General features: G+C 53.9%; 18 protein-coding genes and 1 tRNA gene. 9 read left to right on the forward strand and 10 right to left on the reverse strand.

Going from position 1 to position 21,214, the window contains the following annotated elements; all coding sequences use genetic code 11:
- Positions 1-47 precede the first annotated feature (47 nt).
- Positions 48-425 carry a response regulator gene (locus tag IEX74_RS20605; RefSeq protein ID WP_188815933.1) on the forward strand — a complete coding sequence of 126 codons (378 nt, stop codon included), beginning with the start codon at positions 48-50 and terminating at the stop codon, positions 423-425.
- A 118-nt stretch (positions 426-543) separates the two neighbouring features.
- The gene (locus IEX74_RS20610) at positions 544-1,311 is read left to right on the forward strand and encodes an MBL fold metallo-hydrolase (protein WP_188815934.1); all 768 of its coding nucleotides are present in this window, start codon (positions 544-546) and stop codon (positions 1,309-1,311) included.
- A gap of 20 nt (positions 1,312-1,331) precedes the next feature.
- Here IEX74_RS20610 and IEX74_RS20615 read toward each other — a convergent pair whose 3' ends face one another.
- On the reverse strand, positions 1,332-2,123 hold the full coding sequence (locus IEX74_RS20615; RefSeq protein WP_188815935.1) for an FkbM family methyltransferase: 792 nt from the start codon (positions 2,121-2,123) through the stop codon (positions 1,332-1,334).
- 143 nt (positions 2,124-2,266) lie between these two features.
- On the opposite strand from IEX74_RS20615, the gene IEX74_RS20620 reads away from it, so the two are divergent.
- Positions 2,267-3,814 carry an NFACT RNA binding domain-containing protein gene (locus IEX74_RS20620; RefSeq protein ID WP_188815936.1) on the forward strand — a complete coding sequence of 516 codons (1,548 nt, stop codon included), beginning with the start codon at positions 2,267-2,269 and terminating at the stop codon, positions 3,812-3,814.
- 59 nt (positions 3,815-3,873) lie between these two features.
- On the opposite strand, the gene IEX74_RS20625 is transcribed toward IEX74_RS20620, so the two are convergent.
- Positions 3,874-3,956 (reverse strand) — tRNA-Leu (locus tag IEX74_RS20625).
- 356 nt (positions 3,957-4,312) lie between these two features.
- Positions 4,313-4,966 carry a Dps family protein gene (locus IEX74_RS20630; protein ID WP_188815937.1) on the reverse strand — a complete coding sequence of 218 codons (654 nt, stop codon included), beginning with the start codon at positions 4,964-4,966 and terminating at the stop codon, positions 4,313-4,315.
- Between the two features lie 264 nt (positions 4,967-5,230).
- Here IEX74_RS20630 and IEX74_RS20635 point away from each other — a divergent pair, with 264 nt between their 5' ends.
- Positions 5,231-5,746, forward strand: coding sequence for an MOSC domain-containing protein (locus IEX74_RS20635; RefSeq protein WP_188815938.1), 516 nt, complete (start codon positions 5,231-5,233; stop codon positions 5,744-5,746).
- Positions 5,747-5,803: 57 nt separating this feature from the next.
- Here the strand turns inward: IEX74_RS20635 and acs are convergent, their stop codons facing one another.
- The 4 genes from acs to IEX74_RS20655 form a co-directional block, all read right to left on the reverse strand.
- Positions 5,804-7,714: an acetate--CoA ligase gene (gene acs / locus IEX74_RS20640; RefSeq protein ID WP_188815939.1), complete on the reverse strand. Its 1,911-nt coding sequence runs from the start codon at positions 7,712-7,714 to the stop codon at positions 5,804-5,806.
- A 92-nt stretch (positions 7,715-7,806) separates the two neighbouring features.
- Positions 7,807-8,175, reverse strand: coding sequence for a response regulator transcription factor (locus IEX74_RS20645; protein WP_188815940.1), 369 nt, complete (start codon positions 8,173-8,175; stop codon positions 7,807-7,809).
- Positions 8,176-8,260: 85 nt separating this feature from the next.
- Positions 8,261-9,754, reverse strand: a complete 1,494-nt coding sequence (locus IEX74_RS20650) for an MFS transporter (RefSeq protein ID WP_188815941.1) — start codon at positions 9,752-9,754, stop codon at positions 8,261-8,263.
- Between the two features lie 182 nt (positions 9,755-9,936).
- Complete coding sequence (locus IEX74_RS20655; protein ID WP_188815942.1) at positions 9,937-10,359, reverse strand: IS1/IS1595 family N-terminal zinc-binding domain-containing protein; 423 nt, start codon at positions 10,357-10,359, stop codon at positions 9,937-9,939.
- A 124-nt stretch (positions 10,360-10,483) separates the two neighbouring features.
- Here IEX74_RS20655 and IEX74_RS20660 point away from each other — a divergent pair, with 124 nt between their 5' ends.
- From IEX74_RS20660 to IEX74_RS20675, 4 genes are all read left to right on the forward strand, one after another.
- On the forward strand, positions 10,484-10,879 hold the full coding sequence (locus IEX74_RS20660) for a hypothetical protein (RefSeq protein ID WP_188815943.1): 396 nt from the start codon (positions 10,484-10,486) through the stop codon (positions 10,877-10,879).
- A gap of 729 nt (positions 10,880-11,608) precedes the next feature.
- The gene (locus IEX74_RS20665; protein ID WP_188815944.1) at positions 11,609-12,535 is read left to right on the forward strand and encodes a flavin reductase family protein; all 927 of its coding nucleotides are present in this window, start codon (positions 11,609-11,611) and stop codon (positions 12,533-12,535) included.
- A 108-nt stretch (positions 12,536-12,643) separates the two neighbouring features.
- Positions 12,644-13,336, forward strand: coding sequence for a Cj0371 family chemotaxis-regulating polar lipoprotein (locus IEX74_RS20670; RefSeq protein WP_188815945.1), 693 nt, complete (start codon positions 12,644-12,646; stop codon positions 13,334-13,336).
- A gap of 173 nt (positions 13,337-13,509) precedes the next feature.
- Complete coding sequence (locus IEX74_RS20675) at positions 13,510-14,682, forward strand: glutathionylspermidine synthase family protein (protein ID WP_188815946.1); 1,173 nt, start codon at positions 13,510-13,512, stop codon at positions 14,680-14,682.
- Between the two features lie 105 nt (positions 14,683-14,787).
- Here the strand turns inward: IEX74_RS20675 and IEX74_RS20680 are convergent, their stop codons facing one another.
- From IEX74_RS20680 to IEX74_RS23305, 3 genes are all read right to left on the reverse strand, one after another.
- On the reverse strand, positions 14,788-16,014 hold the full coding sequence (locus IEX74_RS20680) for an alanine dehydrogenase (protein ID WP_188815947.1): 1,227 nt from the start codon (positions 16,012-16,014) through the stop codon (positions 14,788-14,790).
- Between the two features lie 93 nt (positions 16,015-16,107).
- Entirely contained in the window at positions 16,108-16,542 is a 435-nt protein-coding gene (tsaE, locus tag IEX74_RS20685; RefSeq protein ID WP_188815948.1) for a tRNA (adenosine(37)-N6)-threonylcarbamoyltransferase complex ATPase subunit type 1 TsaE, read from the reverse strand.
- Positions 16,543-16,789: 247 nt separating this feature from the next.
- Positions 16,790-17,005, reverse strand: coding sequence for a hypothetical protein (locus IEX74_RS23305; RefSeq protein ID WP_229755406.1), 216 nt, complete (start codon positions 17,003-17,005; stop codon positions 16,790-16,792).
- Between the two features lie 9 nt (positions 17,006-17,014).
- Here IEX74_RS23305 and IEX74_RS20690 point away from each other — a divergent pair, with 9 nt between their 5' ends.
- Positions 17,015-21,163, forward strand: coding sequence for a PAS domain-containing protein (locus tag IEX74_RS20690; RefSeq protein ID WP_229755404.1), 4,149 nt, complete (start codon positions 17,015-17,017; stop codon positions 21,161-21,163).
- The last annotated feature ends 51 nt before the right edge of the window (positions 21,164-21,214 follow it).

Below are 21,214 nucleotides of genomic sequence, written 5' to 3' on the forward strand. Positions count from 1 at the left end.
GTAACTTTTATTCATTCACTTTACCCAGAATTACAATTCTCTTTTCTATGGCCGATTCCAAGACGATTCTGATTGCGGAGGACAGCTCCGTTATCCTGAACTTGACCAAGAAAATCCTTGAACTTCAGCGCTACCGCATTGTGTCGGCCAAGAACGGCGGCGAAGTTATCAAGCAAGTTGAAAGCCAGCCTATTGACTGTGTTTTGATGGATATCAATATTCCCGTGAAGGATGGCATGGAATGCACGCGCGAGATCCGTCGGCACGCCGATCCTCGCATTGCTCAGTTGCCCATTATTGCCATCACCGGCAACGCCAACAACTACTCTATGGAGCAGTTTAAGGAGGCTGGCGTAACGGACTACCTACCCAAACCGCTCGACTTTGATGCCCTAGTGCGTGTCGTAAAGCAGTACGTGGGGTAACACTTAATTTTGAATGTTAAGTTGTGAATGTTGAATGTTGCAGCCTTAATCTATAATTAGCGTTATACTGTTTAATGCGCCAGTTCAACATTCACAACTCAACACTCAAAATTCCGAAGTGGAAATAACTTTCCTTGGTACCGGCACCTCCCAAGGCGTACCCGTTATTGGGTGTACGTGCGCCGTGTGCCGCTCCCTGGACTACCGTGATAAGCGTTTGCGCGTGTCGGTGCACTTGCAGGTGCAGGACAAGAGCCTCATCATCGATTCAGGCCCCGATTTTCGCCAGCAGGTATTACGTGAGCGAATCGACCATCTGGATGCGCTGCTATTCACGCACGAGCATAAAGACCATACGGCTGGCCTAGATGATATTCGGGCCTACAATTTCCGACAACGCCAGGACATGCCTGTGTATGCTGAGCCGCGTGTTCTGGCTCAGTTGAAGCAAGAATTCTCTTATATTTTCGCAGAAAAGAAATACCCCGGCGTCCCGCAAGTACAGCTCATGCCACTCGAAAGCGATACGGCTAGCTTCTTCGTGCAAGGTGTGGAAGTTCACCCAATTCGGGCGCTACACTACCGCTTGCCGGTGCTAGGCTTTCGTATTGGCGGCTTCACCTACGTGACGGATGCTAACTATCTGTCGCCAGAGGCAATAGAGCGGATGCGTGGCTCAGCAGTTATCGTGCTGAATGCACTCCGCCACGAGCCACACATTTCCCATTTTTCATTATCGGAAGCAGTAAGTATTCTGGAGGACCTAGCTCCGCAGCGTGCTTATCTCACGCATATTAGCCACATGCTAGGTCGCCATCGCGAAGTAGAAGCAACGCTGCCGGATTTCATCCGGCTTGCCTACGATGGGTTGCGCGTGAGGCTGTAAAAGCGTAGCAAGATGCTGCTTTACTTACTTTGTAAAGCCTCAAACACATCTATTCTGACAAATACTCGCTTGTAGAAGCTAATCGAGTGTACCAGTTTGTAGCCAGCTTTCAGAAGTTTGTTGGATGTTTGATTAATCCGGTTTATGGTAGCTAATACCTTTCCTTGCCGGTGATGGAACTCATCGAATTCCACTAAAATTACTTTAACATCTAACTTATCGCGCAGCAAATCTTCAATTACAACGTATTCGGAGCCTTCTATTTCTATTTTTAGCAGGTCGATATGTTGATGATTTAGGCTGCGCATAATATTTCCCAATTTATCTACTGGCGCTTCAATGTAATCGGAAGTATTTTGGAGGTTAGTAATTGAATGACCAGGGTAATTTTCTTTGGACGGAGAATAAAATCTAACTGTTTTCTTTTCATTCCAAACTCCAGTAGCTAGGAACTGGATTGTGTCAAACTGCTGCCGCTTCACTTTATAAATATATTTTCCGTCGCCTCCGCTGGCGTTGAATTCTTGCCCTTTCTCTGCCTTTTCTATCAAAGTATTGAAATGATCTAACGCATAAGGCATTGGATCAAAGATGAATACCTGAGAACCAAACCGAGTAGCTAGCTCAACATCCAGGGATATATCAACTCCGGCTCCTACGCAGTAGCAAATAGAACCAGCATGTAGATAATTATCGGGAACGTAATAACCTTGGAATGTTGAACCTAGGTAAATCAGGCCTTTCAGCGGCACTACATTTTCCTGAGACTTACGCGCAACCAGCTTCTTTACTAGATCTTTTAATACTTGCATGAGAATCGGCTTAATACAGTTTATATAAAATTGAAAGCTTGTGAAGCTGCTGGTGCATTGAAGAAACGAGCACAAGCAATATTAATATATAAATACTAATATACAAATTAAATTTTGTAACAATCAAGTTAGGTCAGCACTTCATGCATAACAACTATTACTTCCTGCGCCAGCTTGCTCCAGAGCTTACGCAAAAGCTAGCCGGCTATAACGTGGTGACGTGTTTTTCTCAGGAGAAGGATGAACTAGTCGTTGGTTTTACTAATGGCGCAGAGGAATTTTGGCTAAAGGCGCAACTTTCGGCTAGTTTTCCGGTGCTAGCAATGCCGGAAACGTTCAACCGGGCTCGGGCCAACTCCGTGGACTTATTACCTAATCTGCTAGGCCGGACGGTGGCTAGCTTTGGCGTTTTCCCCAACGATCGGGTGCTCACAGTTACCTTCACGGATGATGCTACGCTCCTATTTAAGCTCTTTGGACCGCGCCCTAATGCTATTTTCCGTTCGTCGCCCGATGCTCCGGCTGAGTTGTTTCATCAGCGCTATACGAGTGATGCCGAATTGGCTCCTGCTTCTGGCAGCGCCATAACTAACCCAGATCCGCTCAAACGCTACCCGGCCCTTGGCGACCTGCCGCCGCGCTACTTGCGTGCGCAGGGCTACAACCTAGCTTCTGAAGCCCAAAAGGAAGAAATGGTGAAGGCAGTAGTAGCCACGCTGGAAAACCCGGACCACTTCTACCTTATTGCGCTGGATGACCGTACGCGTCTGAGCTTGTTGGCTGCAGGGGAAGTAGAGCAGACTCTGCCGCCGGACCCAATTGCAGCATTGCGCTTGTTTGTGCCCTTGTACCTAGGTCGAAGGGCTTATGAGACAGAGCTGCGGCAGGTGCGCCAGATGCTGGAAAAACGCGCGGAAGAAGCTACCATCAGCGCCAGTCAGGCGCGCACGCGGCTGTACGCGCTGGAACACACGGCTGGTTACCGCCAAACCGCCGACCTGATTATGGCCAATCTGACGCAGATTCCGGCAGGTGCGACGCAGGTGGAAGTATTCGATTTTTACCAGGATCAACCGCGTGTTCTGAAGCTTAAGGCGAACGAGACTCCTCAACGCACCGCTCAAAACCTATATCGTAAAGCTAAAAACCAGAAGATCGAAACGCAGCAGCTTCAGGAACGCGTAGAGCGCCGGGAAGCGGAAGCCTTCTGGTGCCTGGAACGGCTGGAGGAGCTAGCTACGATAACCGACTTACGCGCCTTACGCACTTGGCGCAAAACGCATGATCTTCAGCCTGAAACCAAAGCTAAAGCCGCTACGGAGCTTCCCTTCAAGATTTTTGAAGACAGTGGCTTTACTATCCTGGTAGGCCGCAATGCGCAGAATAATGATCTGCTCACCCAGCGCTACGCCCATAAGGACGACCTGTGGCTGCACGCCAAAGACGTAACCGGCTCGCACGTTGTCATCCGGCACCAAGCGGGCAGGGCAGTGCCAGAACCCGTGGTAGAACGCGCGGCGCAGTTGGCAGCCTGGTATTCGCGCCGGAAAAACGATTCGCTATGCCCCGTGACGGTGACACCGAAGAAATTTGTGCGCAAACCTAAAGGAGCAGTACCCGGTGCTGTTGCAGTAGAGCGCGAGCGGGTGGTCCTGGTGGTGCCAGCAAACCCTTTTGAGCGAATAAGCTAGGTCTGTAGCAGTAGCCAGTAAAACAAAAAAGCCCAACCAGTCGGTTGGGCTTTTTGAAGTGCGCGCGGGGAGATTCGAACTCCCACACCCGGAGGGCACCACCCCCTCAAGATGGCGTGTCTACCAGTTTCACCACGTGCGCAGTTGGGTTTCGCTAGGTATTCTAATAGAAGCTTGTGAGCTTCTCCCTTCGCTGAGGCGGCGAAGTGGGGACAAAAGTAGGTATTGCTAAGTGTCAGTGCAAACTATGCATCTAGTTTTTTTCTGTTTTCTAAGCAAAAGAGGAATCTTGATGCTAGGTTATACCTTAAGGCTCAGGCACTAGCGCTTCATAAAATACTTACTCTGGAAGGAGAAGACTAATGTTTTCCGTTTGTCTTGACAGCTTTAGTGCGTTGAAAAGCTAGGTCTGCACCGAAACTACCTTAGCTGCTAACAACAAAAAGCCGCCTCTCACTTTCGTAAAAGGCGGCTTTTTGTTGTTAGCAGCTAAACTGATTACTCAGCTTGCGCCAGTGGCGAATCCACTACGTGCTCCGATATGAACCACACTTGCATTTCATTCGTGCGCATTACATTGCTCACGATCAGATCGTTGGTACCATCGTCGCCGCTTTCGTCTGCTCTCTTGGCGAAATCGTGACAGTTTTTCAGAATGATCTGGTGCGCTTCGAGCAGGCGCGACACCTGTACAGGCGCTTCTTCCCGGTCACGGGGTGGCCGGGGAATGCTGGTCGATTCGGCGATGTCAGCGGCCATTGCCACGGCAATACCACCTAGAATCTGAATACGTTCTGCAATCTGATCAATCAGCGCGTCTTGCTCTTCGTAGTGCTTGTCGTAGAGCAAATGCAGCTGATAGAACGTTGGGCCAACTACCTGCCAATGGTGCTTCTTGTACATATCGCGCAAAGAGCAGGTGTCAGCCAGCAATAGGTTGAGCATATCTACGCTTTCCTGCCGTACGTTCTCCTCAAGGCCGATTGGCAGACGCTGCGTAACGGTACCGAAACGCTGGAGCGGAGCCGGCGCGCCTTGTTGCTGATTTAGAATAGGTTGAACGCTAACAGCCGGATTGCTTTGTTCAGCGTCGGCGTTCGTTGCTGCTTTGGAAGTTGCTTTTTTCGCAGGTGCTTTGGTTGCGGTTGCCATGATGCCAGTATTATCTATCGATGAGAAGCCTGAGTGAAGCGAATGGTTCACCCAAGAACACACTTCTTTACGCATATGCTAGGTTCAGGTTGAGCCTGCTTTGTACATTTTACCGGCTATTCCAGGTTACCTTCTGCTACTTATCCGAATTCAAGAGAGCCATTGCCCTAGGTTGCTTTGCCAGTTCTCTTCCGCACGATCGAGGGCCTGGCAGCTCTGCTTTTGCTGGCTCTGCTTATTCCTCACTCCTGTTTTTAACACACCATGGCTTTCCCTTTTGCCGGCGACGATAAATCGACTATCGCCCACCTGCTGAGCACGTTGCCGCAGGTCGGGCACCTGGAATGGATTGGCATCCGGCCCGTACGCCGGGCGCCTTTAGTCGCAATGCGCGAAGCAACCGTTGAAACCGACCGCCACATTCAGGGCGACCACGCCAACCCAAAGCCCGGCGGCAAACGTCAAATTACGCTTATTCAGCACGAAGACCTAGCGGCAGTAGCCAGCTACCTAGGTTTGTCGGAGCCCATTGAGCCAGGTCGTTTGCGCCGCAACCTAGCCATTAGCGGCTTAAATCTGCTAGCCTTAAAGAATCGTAAAGTGCAGATTGGCAAAGATGTACAGCTGGAAATTACGGGCGAATGCCACCCCTGTTCGCGCATGGAAGAAGAGCTAGGTCCCGGCGGCTACAATGCCATGCGCGGCCACGGTGGACTTACTGCCCGCATTCTGCACGGCGGCGTGATAAAAGTTGGCGACCCGGTGCGGGTAATAGAATAGGAGTTATGAATGTTGAGTGTTAAGTAACTCAACATTCATAACTCAGCACTTCAAAGCCTATTTTCGGCCTTCCACAATCTCCTTCACGATGTCCGGATCGAGCAAGGTGGTGGTATCACCTAGGTTGTTGGTTTCGCCCTCAGCTACTTTGCGCAGGATGCGGCGCATGATTTTGCCCGAACGGGTTTTGGGCAGCCCCGACACGAACTGAATTTTATCGGGCTTGGCAATACGGCCAATTTCCGCCACAATGGTTTCGATGATGCTAGCTTCCACGCGCGGCGCTTCGGCCGGATCTACCGGGTCTTGGCAGATTACAAAGGCATAAATGCCTTGCCCTTTTACGTCGTGCGGGTAACCCACCACAGCCGATTCGACTACGTGCGAGTTCTGGTTGATGGCGTTTTCAATTTCAGCGGTACCGAAGCGGTGACCGGACACATTAATAACATCATCAACGCGGCCCATGATGCGGTAGAGGCCATTTTCTTCGCGGCGGGCGCCGTCGCCGGTGAAGTAGTAGCCCGGATATACTCCGAAGTAGGTCTGGCGGCAGCGCTCATGGTCGCCGTAGGTCGTGCGGATAATGCCGGGCCACGACTGCTTGATAGCCAGGTAGCCTTCGGCATCGTTGCCTTCAACCTCCTGGCCTTCTTGATTTAACAAGACGGGCTGCACGCCGGGCAGCGGCAAGCCGGCGCGCGCCGGTACGCTCGGTGTAATGCCCGCCAAGGCTGAAATCATGATGCCGGCAGTTTCCGTCTGCCACCACGTATCCACGATGGGGCAGCGGTCCTTGCCGATGTGCGTGTGGTACCAGTGCCAGGCTTCCTCGTTGATGGGCTCCCCTACCGAACCTAGCACGCGCAACGAATCCAGGGAGTACGCCAGCACGTGGTTGATATCGTGCGCCATCAGCGAGCGAATAGCCGTAGGCGACGAATAGAACACGTTCACCCCGTGCTTATCAATTACTTCCCAATAGCGACCGGGGCTCGGGAACGTTGGCACGCCTTCGAACATGAGCGTGGTAGCACCCGCCAGCAGCGGACCGTAGAGCAGGTAGCTGTGTCCTGTTACCCAGCCGATGTCGGCTGTGCACCAGTAGACATCGTTCTCATTGACCTGAAACACGTTACGGTACGTGTAATCCGTCCAGACCATGTAGCCGGCCTGGGTGTGTACTACGCCTTTCGGCTTGCCGGTGCTGCCGGAAGTGTAGAGGATGAAGAGCATATCTTCGGCCTCCATTTCCTCGGCGGGGCAGGTTTTCTCAACTTCCGCCACTTCGTCGTGGTACCACACGTCGCGGCCTTCCTGCATGTGCACGGGCCAGCCGACGTGCTCCACCACAATCACGCCGCGCACGGAAGGGCAGGTTTCAAGGGCTTCATCAACTACACGCTTTACCGGAATTTGCTTGGCGCCGCGGTCGAGGCCATCGGAGGTAATCACGACGGACGCCTGCGCGTCGTTGATGCGGTCGGCAATAGCATTGGCCGAAAAGCCGGCGAAGATGACGGAGTGAACAGCCCCGATGCGGGCGCAAGCTAGGGTGGCAATAGCTAGCTGCGGAATCATGGGCATGTAGAGGCAAACTCGGTCACCTTTCTCTACCCCATTGTTGTGCAGCACGTTAGCAAACTTGCACACCTCCTGGTATAGCTCCCGATACGTGTAGCGCAAGCCGCGGGTCTTGGGGTCGTTGGGCTCCCAGATGAGAGCTAGCTTATTGCCGCGCTGCTCCAAGTGGCGGTCGAGGCAATTCTCGGTGATGTTGAGTTTGGCCCCGCTAAACCACTTATTATGACCGCCTACTAAATCGGCTTGCATAACCGTATCCCACTTGCGGCGCCAGGTAAACGGTTCGGCTATTTCAGACCAAAATTGCTCGGGGTTTTCGACGCTGCGTTGGTAAGCGTCCTGGTATTCTTCAAACGTACGAATGCGAGGGTGTTCAGCGGGCATGACGGGAAAGATTTGATAATAACTTTGGGTTTTGGCGGAAGACGAGAGCAAGAAACAGCTTTTATGCGTGCATAATGGCAAATGTATCGGACTCAGCCAACCAATGTCCGCACTTGTTCCATCAACTGACGAGTGCTGAAGGGCTTCGCGATGTAGAGGTCGGCCCCTAGCTCGTAGCCTTTCCGAACGTCTGCTTCTTCACTTTTAGCACTCAGAAAAATGACTTTGGTAGCCTGCCGGTCGGAGCGCTGCCGCACGTAGTGGCACACTTGGTGGCCATCCACGTCGGGCATCGTTACATCGAGCAAAACGACAGCAAAAGGTGTCCGGTCAATGGCCTCTAACGCCTCCATCCCATTACGCGCAATACTAACGTGGTAGCCATTTTTGCGCAGCAAAAACTCCAATGACATGACGAGGTTCGGCTCATCGTCCACGAGTAGAATCTGGGGTGAATTCATAGCCGAACTAATTGTTGAAAAGAGAGTAACAGAGTACCTAGGTATTTGAGTAATGACTTACTTAGCTACTCTGACACTCACCTAGCTACTCCGTGGCTTTATCCTCCATTAGTTTCACATTGCGCACGTCCTTCATCATGGCCATGCCCACAAAGAAGCAGATGAGGGCGATGACGACCGGGTACACCAAACCGACCAAGCTGCTGTGCTCTCTAGCAAATGTTCCTTCGGGTTGCGCCGCCGCCCACACGCCAATGGAAGTAGCAATCAGCGGCACGAAGCCGCCAAACACGCCGTTGCCAATGTGGTAAGGCACTGACAGTGAGGTATACCGCACTTTGGTCGGAAACAGCTCTACCAGGTAAGCGGCAATGGGGCCGTACACCATCGTTACGAACAGCACCAAGCAGAACACCAGCGCAATCATAGCTGGTACGTTGGGCGTGAGGGCCTTCATAACTGCCGGTAAGGCCTGGCCCGCGGCATCAACGGTGGCGGGCGTTACTTCCGTGAGTGGCCCAGCGAAGGCCTTGATGCCATAGAACAGCGGAATGGTGAACAGCGCCCCGCAGATCATGCCGGTCATGATGATGCGCTTACGGCCTATACGGTCGGAGAGCGAGCCGAAATAGATAAACAGCGGCGTGGCTAATAGCATGGCTACCACCATGATAATGCTTGAATCAACGATATCCAGCTTCAGGGTGGCGTTCATGAAGGTGAAAGCCTGAAACTGGCTGGTGTAGAAAATAACTCCTTGTCCCATCGTTACGCCAAACAAGGCAATCAGGACCAGGCGGCGGTTTACGGGATTCATAAAGGAGTCGCGCAGAGGGCTTTTGCTCGTTGTGCCGGTCGCTTTGGCTTTGGCAAACAGCGGCGACTCATGCAGCTTCCGCCGGATGTAGTACGAGGCAATAACCAGGAAGCCCGAAAGCAGGAACGGAATGCGCCAGCCCCACTCCTTGAAGGCATCTTCGCCCATCAATTTGCGGGTGATCAGAATGACGGAGATGCTGAGAATCAGGCCGCCGGTGGCCGTAATCTGGATGAAGCTCGTGTAGTAGCCGCGCTTGGAGTCAGGCGCATATTCGGCGACATAGGTAGCCGCGCCGCCGTATTCGCCGCCCAAAGCTAGCCCTTGCAGCAGCCGTAATATTACCACGATAATCGGTGCGACAATGCCAATGGAATCGTAGCTAGGTATCAGGCCGGTGATGAACGTGGCGCCGCCCATAATCAGCAGCGTTACCAGGAACGTGTACTTGCGCCCGATCATGTCGCCTAAGCGCCCGAAGAACATGGCCCCGAACGGCCGCACCACGAACCCAGCCCCGAACACGGCCAGGGCACCTAGCAACGTATCCTCAATCTTGCCTGCGTGCCCAAATAGCACCGGCCCAATGATGGCGGCCAGCGAACCGAAAATGTAGAAATCGTACCACTCGATGACGGTGCCGACGGATGAGGCGGTAATGACCTGCCAGATCGTGCCGGTCGAGACGGCATTGTTGTCGTGCTCCACCGGAGCGTCGGGCACGGCTGCGTAGCCGCTTGTGCTAGGGGTACTCTGTTCCATACTCGTTTAGCGAGATAAAGTGAGGAGAAGTGGGAATTGGGAAGCTCAAGAGTACCTGCGAATTGGCTTACGACAGGTAGAGCAGCAGTTGCCGCGTGGTGATGGCGCATACGCCTACACCAAGTAGAAGAATTGACAAGCAGAAACCGCCTCGGCGCTATAGTTTCGTTAATACTATAGCCCTAGCCTTCTTTGAACCGTTCCCAACGGATCATCATGTACTTATCCCCTAGCTCTGTCACCATCAGCCCCGCGCCTTTCAGGTTCTGTGGGTTCTGAAAGAAGTCAGCTAGCTCTTTCTGAGTCAATATCTTGTGCGTTGGGTGATAATCCGTCTGACGGGGAGCCCGCACGCCGTACTTTTTCACCCAGTTCATCACGCTTACGTGGCTTACCCCTAGCACCCGCTCAATTTCGCGGTAGCTCACACCTTCCACGTACAGCTGTAGTGCTTTGATGACGTAATAAGAACTCACCTCACGCCCTACTTTATCGACGGAGAAGTGATAGCCGCAATTTTTGCACTTGTACCGTTGCCGGCCGCCTACAATTCCGCTTTTCGTAGCTTCTGTAGCATCACACTTAGGGCAAGCGGGCTTGGTCATGGCAGAGAAATAGAACGATAGATGAGTAGCTATAGCTAGTTAGTAAAGATATATCAGATTAGCTAAGTCATTTTTTGAAAGCGAAGAGCGTGTTAGGGAATCTCAAATCTGCCTACCTTGCTCTATGCTATCAGACTACTCCTCCAAAGCTCTCGCTCAGCTACTTGCTTCACTTCCTGACCTGCAAGGGTTGTTTACGGAGCGTGAGGATTACTTTGTAATAGATACGACGAGCCCTGCGGGCTGGCCCTTTTGGGTGGACTCGGACGACGAACAGATAACCGTTGGGTTTGCCGAATATCATTGTCACTGCGGCGGATTCGCGGGTAGCACCGTGGAAGCGGACGTCGCGGAAGCTGTAGATTTTATTCAGGCGTTGCGTACGGGGCAGTTGGTGCTTGCTGTTTCATTTCGTGGTGAGGAGTATGCAGGGTCTTACCCGCTTCCCCCTGATGAACAGCCTAGGAACTTTGCAACAGGAGCAAATACTTCCCTAAAGATTAGACGATGGTCAGAGTAGGATGTCTTAGTTGGGATAATGATTTTCAAAGCTCATTCAGGTTCCTAATTCCCCAACACGCTCTAAGCATATCCTCTATTTACTCCTGCCTTAGCAAGAAATACCTATACTGCACCGCAACCAACCTAGGTTCAACTGCCGGTGAAACGATCTGACTACCGCTCATTGCTGCTGTGGACCAGCGGACTCCTTGTGGCCCTGTTGTACCTGCATACAGAGTCAAGTGAGCCTCTTCTTATGATGCTACAACTAGCTGGTGCAATGGCATTGCTGCTGGTTTATGCTGTGCTCATGCTAGTCATCGGGATAGTAGCGAAGATTTTACGGCAATTTCTCAGGCCGTTACTGATAGCAGCATTCCTTAGCTTTCCGTTGATGATTCCAATATGGAACTGGCAAGGTAACCGCACGGAGCAGCGCGCTGCTGGCATAATAAATAAGCTGGAAGCTTATCATAAGCGACACGGACACTACCCAGATTCGTTAGCGCAACTCACGCCACGTTACCTAGCTACAATTCCTTTTACTGCGCAAGGTCTGTTATGGCCCCGACCTTTCCGCTACGAATCGGCTAGGACCGACTCAGCTGCTTACCCGCCTGATCGGTCGAATGAATTTTACTTACGATATTATGCCGGGACCATGGTTGAAGCGACGTACAGCAGTGATACGCAACAGTGGCATTATGACGATTAGTTATAGCAACATCTGCTGTTCTATCTTGCCCGCATGATTCCCTCCCTTCCCTCCTTCCGCACCATCACGCCCGGCAATATTCCCGCGCCTGACTGGTACCAGTTTATGGTTACCAGCGTAGCGCCGCGGCCGATTGCTTTCGTTAGTACCATTTCAGCGGCCGGCGAGGTGAACCTAGCTCCTTATAGTTTCTTCAACGTCTTCAGTCCCAATCCGCCCATTCTCATCTTCTCGGCTACGACGCGTGGCCACGACAACACGCCCAAAGACACGCTGCTCAACGTGCGCGAGGTAGCCGAGTGCGTAATTAACATCGCCAACTATCCGCTGGTAGAGCAGCTTTCACTAACGAGCACCGAGTACCCGAAAGGCGTAAACGAGTTTCAAAAAGCAGGCTTCACAGAAGTTACCTCTGATAAGGTCCGGCCGCCACGTGCCGCCGAATGCCCGGCCGCTTACGAGTGTGTGGTCGAGCAGATTATGCCCTTGGGAGACACAGCCGGCGCCGGTAACCTGGTTATCTGCCGGGTGGTGCAGGCCCATTTTCATGAGGCATTGCTGAATGATAATGGCATCGGCCTGAACCCGCACAAGCTGGAAGCCGTGGCCCGCCTGGGTGGCGACTACTACAGCCGCGTAGGCCCTGAAAGCCTGCTCCAAGTACCTAGGCCGAGCCGCCACCAGGGAATCGGCTTCGATCAGTTGCCGACGCACATCCGCCACAGCGACATTCTGACGGGCAACAACCTAGGTCGGTTGGCCAATGTGGAGGCTTCGGCCCTACCTTCTGCGGCGGAAGTGCAGACTTTTCATACGGAGCCGCTGGTTGCCTACACGCTCAATAAGCACTACGGCAACCCAAGCGAGCAGCGCCGCCAATTGATGTTGCTCGGCAAGCAGTTTCTGGAAGAAGGCAGGGTCCAGGAAGCCTGGAAGACGCTGCTGCTCGCCGGTAAGTAATCGAAAGCAAAGGTTGAATCTCAGGCACTTTGTCAGAAATCACGCTGGTTCTCGTTATTTAACGTTAGAGTCAGTCTTCAATCAGCCACCCGTAAACACCACCTAGCTATGAACAAACCCTATTTCCATCTAGGCGATTGGCGTCGCAACGTGCTGATGGTTGCCGCCGCTGCGAGCCTAGGTATTGGCCTGCCGGCGTGCTCCGGCAACTCCAGCTCCGACAAAACCACCGCCGAGGGCGACTGGAGCAACGGCAACAATGACTCTTACTCTGAGGGCGTTATCACCGAAATGACGGAGGTGCAGCCCGGCAGCTGGAAGATTACGGCCGAGCGCCCCGCTGGGAAAGAGCAAGTAGCCGCCATCCTCAAGCACTTCGACGGCACCGTGGATACGCTGCAAGGCCAGGCGCTGCAAAAACAGATGCAGGACTACAGCCGCACCTACCCCGAAAACCGCGTGGGCAGCACCGGCATGATGGACGTGCTGATGTGGGGCGGCATCGGCTACATGGCCGGTCGTTTTCTCACGCCCAACCTAGGTGCTTACGCCAACCCCGGCGTGGTACAGCAGAATAACGCCTGGCGAAGTCGGGTGGCGCAGGAACGCGGCCAGGGCCGCAGCTTTTTCGGGCGCGGTTTCGCGGGCAGCCGCACGTCGCCCACGGGCGGCATCCGACCTAGCCCTACTGTTACGCGCAACACGGGTTTTGGTCGAAGCCGCAGCAGCATTCGCAGCACCGCACCAACCGGCCGCAGCTCCGGCTTTGGTAGCCGCGGCGGACGAGGCTTTGGCGGATAATTTTCATTTAACATTTACCAATTAACATTTAACAGCTACGGTTATCATCTGCCAATTAACACTGTACCGACAACCTAGGTGTTGGTTAGGCAAGTATGGGTAACTGGTAGCCGACATTTGTTAACTGATACTTGGTAGCTGTTAAATGTTAATTGGTAAATGTTAAATGAAATATGATCAAGCTCTTACCGCTTTCGGGTGATGTGTCGCCGGCCGTGCGTGGCCTGGGTTGGGAGTGGGCTATTGAGGATGCCTGCCAGAACTACGTGGCCCGCGAGGCGGTGCAGCTGCCGGAGCGCTCGGCCGACGCGCTGCTCGAAGCCACCGATACGCTCTACGACTTGCTGGTGCAGTCTATCCCCGATCCGATTCCCGACGATCTGCTGCGGCTGCTTGCCATTCCGGAGAACCTGTGGGCTGCCGTACGTCACTCCTGGAACGATGACCGTCACTGGCACCTCTACGGCCGCTTCGACCTGGCCGAAACGCCCGACGGACCCAAGCTTCTGGAGTTCAACGCCGACACCGCTACCAGCCTCCCCGAAACGGCCGTGGTGCAGTGGGCTAGCCTAGTTGCGGCCGGTCAGGGCCAGGATGATCGGCAGGTGAACGGCCTCTTCGAAGGACTGCAAAACCAGCTGGCACAATGGCTGGAACTGAACAATGACCTGGAACCTAGCTTGCTACTGGTTCACCTGCCCGATAGCGACGAAGATGCCGCCAACTGTGCCGTAGTGGCCGAAGCAGCCGTAGAAGCAGGTTTCGAGCAAGTACACGTCTGCTCCGTTGATGCCATGCAGGTTGCCGTGCAGGGCGAAGACCGGGGAGCGTGGGCCGAAGTGGAGCCGGGTCAATGGCAACGATTTGCCTTTGTGTTCAAGCTCGTACCCTGGGAAATTCTGGCCGATGAAGAGCCGGAACTGACCGCCGACCTTACGCAGCTCCTGCAAAGCCGTGACCTCATTATTGCCAACCCCGCCTACACGCTGCTTTTCCAAAGCAAGGGCATCCTAGCCTGGCTGTGGCAAAACTTTCCGCATCACCCGTTGCTGCTCGAAGCATCACTGCAAGACCTGCCGGGCCATTACGTGCGCAAGCCGCTGCTAGGTCGCGAAGGGCAAAATGTGACGGAAATAAACAACGGTCAGGCTGGCGAAACCATCGAAGGCGACTTCGCCGATCAGCCCCAAGTGCGTCAGCGCTTTGCTGAGCTCCCGCAAGACGCCCAAGGCCGCCGCTACCAAGCGGGCGTATTCTGGGCCGGAGCAGCCTGCGCCATCGGCTTCCGCCGCGACGCAGGCTTCATCACCAACCTCTCGGAGTTTGTGCCGCACATTATCGAATGAAGCCAACCAACCTAGGTAGGTCTACTCAGGCGAGCACAAAGCTGCAGCAAAGCCGTCCACAAAATCCGTGGAATCCGAAAAATCCGGATGAATCCGTGGTTCAGATTAATTCCGCACCGCAATCATCAAACCTAGCTCCTTGTAGCGCATGTTGAATTTCTTCGCAATAGCCACGTTCGTGAGCGAGCCTTTGTAGATGTACACGCCGCTGCGGAAATGCTCGTTCGTGAACAACACCTCGTTAATGCCGCCGTGTTGGCTGATTTCCTGCAAAATCGGCGTAAAAATGTTGCTTAGCGCGTTGGTAGCCGTGCGCGGCACCCGCGACGGAATGTTGGGCACGCAGTAGTGAATGACGTCGTACTTGCGGAAAACCGGCTTGTTGTGGCTCGTCAGCTCCGACGTTTCGAAGCAGCCACCCTGGTCAATGCTCACATCGATGATGACCGAGCCGGGCGACATCTGCGACACGACATCTTCGGGCACCATAAACGGAATCCGGCCTTCCTCCACGTTCAGCGCGCCAATCACGACATCAGCGCGACGAATCTGCTGGTTGAGCACGAAGGTATCCAGGGTGCTCGTGTAGAGCTGCGTACCTAGGTTTTGCTTGAGGCGCCGCAGCTTATAGATGTGGTTATCAAACACTTTTACCTCGGCGCCTAGGCCCGTAGCGGCACGGGCGGCATATTCGGCTACCGTGCCTGCGCCCAGAATAACCACCTGCGAAGGCGGCACGCCCGTAATGCCGCCCAGAATAATGCCTTTGCCTTCGTTGGCGCGCGCCAGGTATTCGGCCGCGATAAGCATGACGGTGGAGCCGGCAATTTCGCTCATCGCCCGCACTACTGGCCTAGCCCCCGACGGGTCTTTGATCAGCTCAAAGGAAATAGCGTTAACCTTCTTCCGCGCCAGCGCCGCAATGTATTCGCCTGTGAGTGAGCCAAATTGCAGCGCCGAGATGAGCGTCTGATTAGGCCGCATGTGCTCGATTTCATCCTGCGTAGGCGGCGCTACTTTCAGGATGAGGTCGGCCGCGTACACCTCCTTTTGCGTGTACACGATAGAAGCACCCGCCTCGGAATAGTCGTGGTCGGAATACTTGCTCGGTTCGCCGGCCCCGCTTTCCAACACCACTTCGTGGCCTTCGTTCACGAGGTGTTTCACTGCCTCAGGCGTCAGGCCCAGGCGGTTTTCCTGCAACGAGGTTTCGCGCGGCAGCCCAATAAAGAGCTTACGTCGCCGCGTTTCCACTGCCAACATGGATTCTTGCGGGTAAAAAGCGCGGCTGGTAGCCAGCGACTCGAATCCTGGGGGTACTGCTTCGGGCATTGGGAGAGGTTAAAAATCAAAAATCAGGAATTACAAACTACCTCGTGCTGTACAGCTTCTGAAATCCAAGACATTCCGCAGCAGGCTTTAATTTTAATTCCCAACTTTTACTTGGAGGATTCTCGATTCTGGTCCGGTAACGGTGAGTGTAATGAGCAGATAATCTGGGGGCAGCAACGCTTCCACACGGCTTGGCCATTCTAGCAGGCAAAGATAGCCAGAATCGAAGTACTCTAGGGCACCCATTGCTACAGCTTCGCTGGGGTCATCGAGCCGATAGAAGTCGAAATGGTAGATCGGCTGGTTTTGCGCGTCGCGGTACTCATTGACGAGCGAAAACGTCGGGCTGCTCACTTCGCTTTCCGGCACACCTAGGTCTGCGCACAATGCTTTGATGAAGGTGGTCTTGCCAGCTCCCATCTCGCCTTCAAAAGCTACGATGCTGTGATCTACCAGCAGGTTCTTGAGCTGCGCGGCAGCGGCGGGCAAAGCAGCTAGGTCGGGAATCGAAATTTCAGTAGTAGGCATAGCGACAACTTTTTACAGGCGCAAGTTTAGCATTCTTCTGCCCAGCCGAAGCAGAACACGACCGAAAAGCAACCTAGCTGCCAACTGTGACGCCGGCTTTCGTGCAGAAATGGCATCATTTTAAGCGCTGTTGCTTTCCCCCCGCGACATGTGTTGGCAGCACTTTGCCCAACCTAGGTTTGTCCTATTTATCATCAGTATGTTTAAGTTACTCTCTTCTTTTTCGCTTGAAGAGTCCTATAAAACGCTACAGCAGCAGCTCCGACAAGAGTGCTTGCGGCGCGAGCAGGCCGAACAGCAGGTTGCGGAGCTTCAGCAGGCGCTGCTTGACGCGCAGGCGCAGGGGCAACTGCAGCTTGCCGCTGAGCAGCGCGCCGCCGAACAGCGCTTGGCCGAGCAGCATGATTTCTACCAAACCATTCTGGAAGAGCTGCCCATTGGCCTTACTGTCTTCGATAGCCAAGAGCGCTACTTGATAGCCAACAAGAACATATCAGCCGATAAAGAAACACGGAAATGGATGATAGGCAAAACCATCCTGGAAGCCTGTCTTCACCGGCAACGGCCTATTAGTATAGCGTTGCGGCGCCAGGCACTCTTCCAAGAAGCTATCCTGGAGCGGCGGGAGGTTACGTGGGAAGACACATTGATGCATCCTGAAAGAGGGCCTCAACAGGTAAAGCTAGCTTTCCGGCCGGTGTTCCATGCCGATGGCACGGTGCGTATGCTGATCAGTACCGGCACCGACATCACGGAGCAACGCCAAGCTGAACAGCAGCTAACAGAACAACGCGAGTTCTACGAAAACATCCTCGACCAGCTTCCCACAGATGTTGCGGTAGTCGATGGGCAGCACCGCTTTCTGTACGTTAATCCGGGTGCCATCAAAGATCCGAATATCCGGGCCTGGGTTATCGGCAAAACAAACCTAGAGTACATGGCATATCGCCAACATCCAGCCGATGTTGCGCACCAGCGGGAGGCCATGTTTGAGCAAATGCTGGCCGAGCGCCGGCAGGTAAACTTCGAGGAAACGCTCATCGCTCCCGAAGGACCACGCCGGCTGTTGCGCTGCCTGTATCCGGTGTTTGGCCCCTACGGTGAGGTGCGTATGGTCATCATCTACGGCGTCAATATCACGGAGCGCTACCTGGCCGAACAACGACTGGCTGAGCAGCGCGAGTTCTACGAAACCATTCTCAACCAATTGCCTACCGATATAGCAGTGTTCGACAATCAGCACCGCTATCTGTTCGTGAACCCGGTGGCTATCAAAAATCCGGAAATCAGGCACTGGATAATTGGCAAAACCAATTTCGAATACTTTGCTCATCGACAGCGCCCCATGGAAATGGCCGAGCGGCGCAGCGCCATTTTCAGTCAGGTGCTAGGCGAGCGGCAGCAGCTAGCTTACGAGGAAACGATTGACACCTCCGACGGCGAGCGGCGGCTCTTGCGGCGGCTGCACCCGGTGCTAGGTCCCGATGGCGAGGTGCGCATGGTCATTGCCTACGGCCTCGACATCACCGACCGCTACCTAGCCGAGCAGCAGCTAGCCGAGCAGCGCGAGTTCTATGAAAGTATCTTAAACAATCTGCCGGCCGATATTGGGGTGTTCGACGATCAGCATCGCTACCTGTTCGTCAATCCTGCGGGCATCAAAAATCCGGAAATCAGGCACTGGATAATTGGCAAAACCAACTTCGAATACTTTGCTTACCGACAGCGCCCTATGGAAATGGCGCATGAGCGGCAAGTCAGGTTTGAGCAGGTAATGACTGAGCGGCAGCAGGTGAAGTTTGAAGAAACCATCATGTCGCCCGACGGACCGCGCCAGTTGCTGCGCATCTTTCACCCAGTTCTGGCGTCGGAAGGTAATGTTCGCATGATTATCGCCTACGGCCTCGATATTACCGACCGCTACCTGGCCGAGCAGCAGCTGGCCGAGCAGCGTACCTTCTACGAAAAGATTCTCAACCAGCTATCGGCTGCCGTTGCTGTTTTCGACCCCGAAAAGCGCTACCTATTTGTAAACCCCGGCAGCATTCAAAACCCGGAGATCCGGCAGTGGGTTATCGGCAAAACCAATATGGAATACTGTGAGTACCGCCACTTCCCCATTGATCTTGCTATCCAGCGCGACCAGCTGTTTGACCAGGCCATCCAGGAGCGACAAGAAATCAGCTGGGAAGAAACAATTAACAGCCTCACTGGCCCGCGTCACTGGCTCCGGCGGGTGCTTCCTATCTTCAACACCGATGGTTCGCTTCAGGTACTCCTAGGTTCCGGCATGGACCTCACCGAGCGCTACCTGGCCGAGGAACGCCAGCGGCGTGCGGAGGCGGTCGTGCAGGAGCAGCAAGCCTTTATCCGGCAAGTAGTGGACACTATCCCCAACTTCCTGTATGTGAGCAACAAAGCCGGCAATGTAATCTTCGCCAATGCCGCCTACGAGAACCTTATTCAGCGTAGCAATGACTTACCCACTCTCCCACCAGCTCCCCCCGAAACAGCGGAGCTGCAACAGCTTAATACCTGGAGCGAACTAGTGCTGCACACTGGCGAAGAGCTTAACGCCGAGCTGCCTTTCACGCTTGCCAACCAGGATGTACTTCAGTTCCAAGTAGTGAAGCGCCCGCTGGTACGGCCCCAGGGCGAGGTGGAAGTTCTTACCGTTGGCACTGATATCACGGAAATCAAACGCATCCGGCAGGATCTGGAGCACAACGCCAAGCAGTACCAGGATTTGATGCAGAATACGCAAATCCTTATCTGTACCCACGATATGCAGGGTATTATGCTCTCGGCAAATCCGGCGCTGGCTACCCTCCTAGGTATCCCGGCCGAGCAGTTGGTAGGCCAGCACCTAGCCGAAGTGTTGACTGGTACCATTCCTGACGATTTTGTGCGCTACTTGGAGACCTTCGCGCACCAGAATGAGTTATCTGGTCTGATGCCGATTCTGCTGCCAATCCGTGCCGAGAAGCGCTACTTATTGTATCACAGCTGCTTAGTAACAGAGCCTGGCAGCCCCGCGTACGTCATTTCTTATAGTCAGGACATTACCAACCGGGTGCTGGCTGAGAAAGAAATGAAGCGAGCTAAGTTGGAAGCCGAAGCCGCCGTGGCAGCCCGCGAAAACTTCCTGGCCAATATGAGCCACGAGATTCGCACGCCTATGAATGGTGTACTGGGCATGGCCAGCCTGCTGGCCCGCACCGACCTTAACCCGCAGCAGCTCGACTATCTGAACATTATTCGTAACTCAGGTGCTCACCTGCTCAGCGTATTAAATGATGTGCTCGACGTAGCCAAGATCACCTCGGGCAAACTGGAACTGGAACAAACGCCTTTCGACCTAGGTACCATCATCAAAACCGCAGCCCAGACCCTAGCTTTCCGGGCGACGGAGAAAGGCATCGAGTTCAAAGTAGAGCCACTGGTGCTGCCGCCCTTTATGGTGCTCAGCGACCCACATCGTCTCAAACAGGTGCTGCTCAACTTGTTCGGCAATGCCATCAAGTTTACGGAACGTGGCAGCGTGACGATGGCGGCCTCGTTGCGGGCCGAAACTGAGACAACCCTAACCATCAGCTTTCTGGTGCGCGATACCGGTATCGGGGTGCCCGTCGACAAGCAGGAAAAAATCTTCGAGAGCTTTTCCCAGGCTTACACCGACACCACGCGGCGCTTTGGCGGCACCGGCCTAGGTCTGACGATCAGCAGCAGCCTGGTTGAACAACTCGGTGGGCGCTTATTTATCTATAGTGAGCCAGAGCACGGCAGCACATTCAGTTTTACGCTCACGTTCCCCAAGGCTTCACCTGTCAGCAACGCCAGCATCAACCAAGCCCAAGAGCAACTTTTTATTACCACGGAGGCAGTGAAGGGATTACGGGTGCTCCTGGTAGAAGACCACGAGGTAAACCGACAGCTAGCGCAACTGGTGTTAGAGAATTACGACGTGCAGGTAGATTCGGCGGCGGATGGAGCCGCCGCGCTGGTGCTGTTCGAGCAAGCTTCGTACGATGTTATTCTGATGGATATTCAGATGCCCGGTATGAGCGGCCTCGAAGTGACGGCCAGAATCCGTTGTCACCCGAACACCGTACTTGCCCAAACGCCCATCATCGCACTGACTGCCAATGCCTTCCGAGCTGATAACGAGCGCTACCTAGCCGCAGGACTAAACGATTGCATTGCCAAGCCCTTCGACGAGATAGAACTTCTGCACAAGATTACCGCCGCGCATCAGGCTGCCGCCGAGCAGCCGGCCCCCTTGTTCAATCTGGCGGAAGTGCATCGGATGGCGCATGGTAAACCTAGCTTCGTGCTACGCATCCTCGACTCTTTCCTGACTCATACGCCTACGGAGCTTACTAACATACAGCAAGCCGTCGCAGCCGAAGACTGGACGCTGGTCGCGCAGATTGCGCATCGGCTTAAGCCATCCCTGAAAATGCTTCAGGTTCATGGGCTTACCGGCCCCACGCAAACGTTGGAAGACGCGACGGCAACAATAACTTCTCGTCTTGAAGCTGCTGCGCATTTCACTCAGTTACTTCCTGAGCTACTTCGGAAGCTACATGAGTGGCGTGCGGCAACTACTTCTATCTCCTAAGCATAACTATAATACAAAGCCGGCTTTCTACTTTGCAACAGGTGCAGGGTA

The organism is Hymenobacter cavernae, assembly GCF_014641455.1.
Taxonomy (GTDB): Bacteria; Bacteroidota; Bacteroidia; order Cytophagales; family Hymenobacteraceae; genus Hymenobacter; species Hymenobacter cavernae.

Excerpts from the sequence above, each read along its gene's own strand:
- IEX74_RS20605 (WP_188815933.1), top strand. The coding sequence starts at position 48 with ATGGCCGATTCCAAGACGATTCTGATTGCGGAGGACAGCTCCGTTATC.
- IEX74_RS20615 (WP_188815935.1), bottom strand. The coding sequence starts at position 2,123 with ATGCAAGTATTAAAAGATCTAGTAAAGAAGCTGGTTGCGCGTAAGTCT.
- IEX74_RS20620 (WP_188815936.1), top strand. The coding sequence starts at position 2,267 with ATGCATAACAACTATTACTTCCTGCGCCAGCTTGCTCCAGAGCTTACG.
- IEX74_RS20630 (WP_188815937.1), bottom strand. The coding sequence starts at position 4,966 with ATGGCAACCGCAACCAAAGCACCTGCGAAAAAAGCAACTTCCAAAGCA.
- IEX74_RS20635 (WP_188815938.1), top strand. The coding sequence starts at position 5,231 with ATGGCTTTCCCTTTTGCCGGCGACGATAAATCGACTATCGCCCACCTG.
- acs (WP_188815939.1), bottom strand. The coding sequence starts at position 7,714 with ATGCCCGCTGAACACCCTCGCATTCGTACGTTTGAAGAATACCAGGAC.
- IEX74_RS20645 (WP_188815940.1), bottom strand. The coding sequence starts at position 8,175 with ATGAATTCACCCCAGATTCTACTCGTGGACGATGAGCCGAACCTCGTC.
- IEX74_RS20650 (WP_188815941.1), bottom strand. The coding sequence starts at position 9,754 with ATGGAACAGAGTACCCCTAGCACAAGCGGCTACGCAGCCGTGCCCGAC.
- IEX74_RS20655 (WP_188815942.1), bottom strand. The coding sequence starts at position 10,359 with ATGACCAAGCCCGCTTGCCCTAAGTGTGATGCTACAGAAGCTACGAAA.
- IEX74_RS20660 (WP_188815943.1), top strand. The coding sequence starts at position 10,484 with ATGCTATCAGACTACTCCTCCAAAGCTCTCGCTCAGCTACTTGCTTCA.
- IEX74_RS20665 (WP_188815944.1), top strand. The coding sequence starts at position 11,609 with ATGATTCCCTCCCTTCCCTCCTTCCGCACCATCACGCCCGGCAATATT.
- IEX74_RS20670 (WP_188815945.1), top strand. The coding sequence starts at position 12,644 with ATGAACAAACCCTATTTCCATCTAGGCGATTGGCGTCGCAACGTGCTG.
- IEX74_RS20675 (WP_188815946.1), top strand. The coding sequence starts at position 13,510 with ATGATCAAGCTCTTACCGCTTTCGGGTGATGTGTCGCCGGCCGTGCGT.
- IEX74_RS20680 (WP_188815947.1), bottom strand. The coding sequence starts at position 16,014 with ATGCCCGAAGCAGTACCCCCAGGATTCGAGTCGCTGGCTACCAGCCGC.
- tsaE (WP_188815948.1), bottom strand. The coding sequence starts at position 16,542 with ATGCCTACTACTGAAATTTCGATTCCCGACCTAGCTGCTTTGCCCGCC.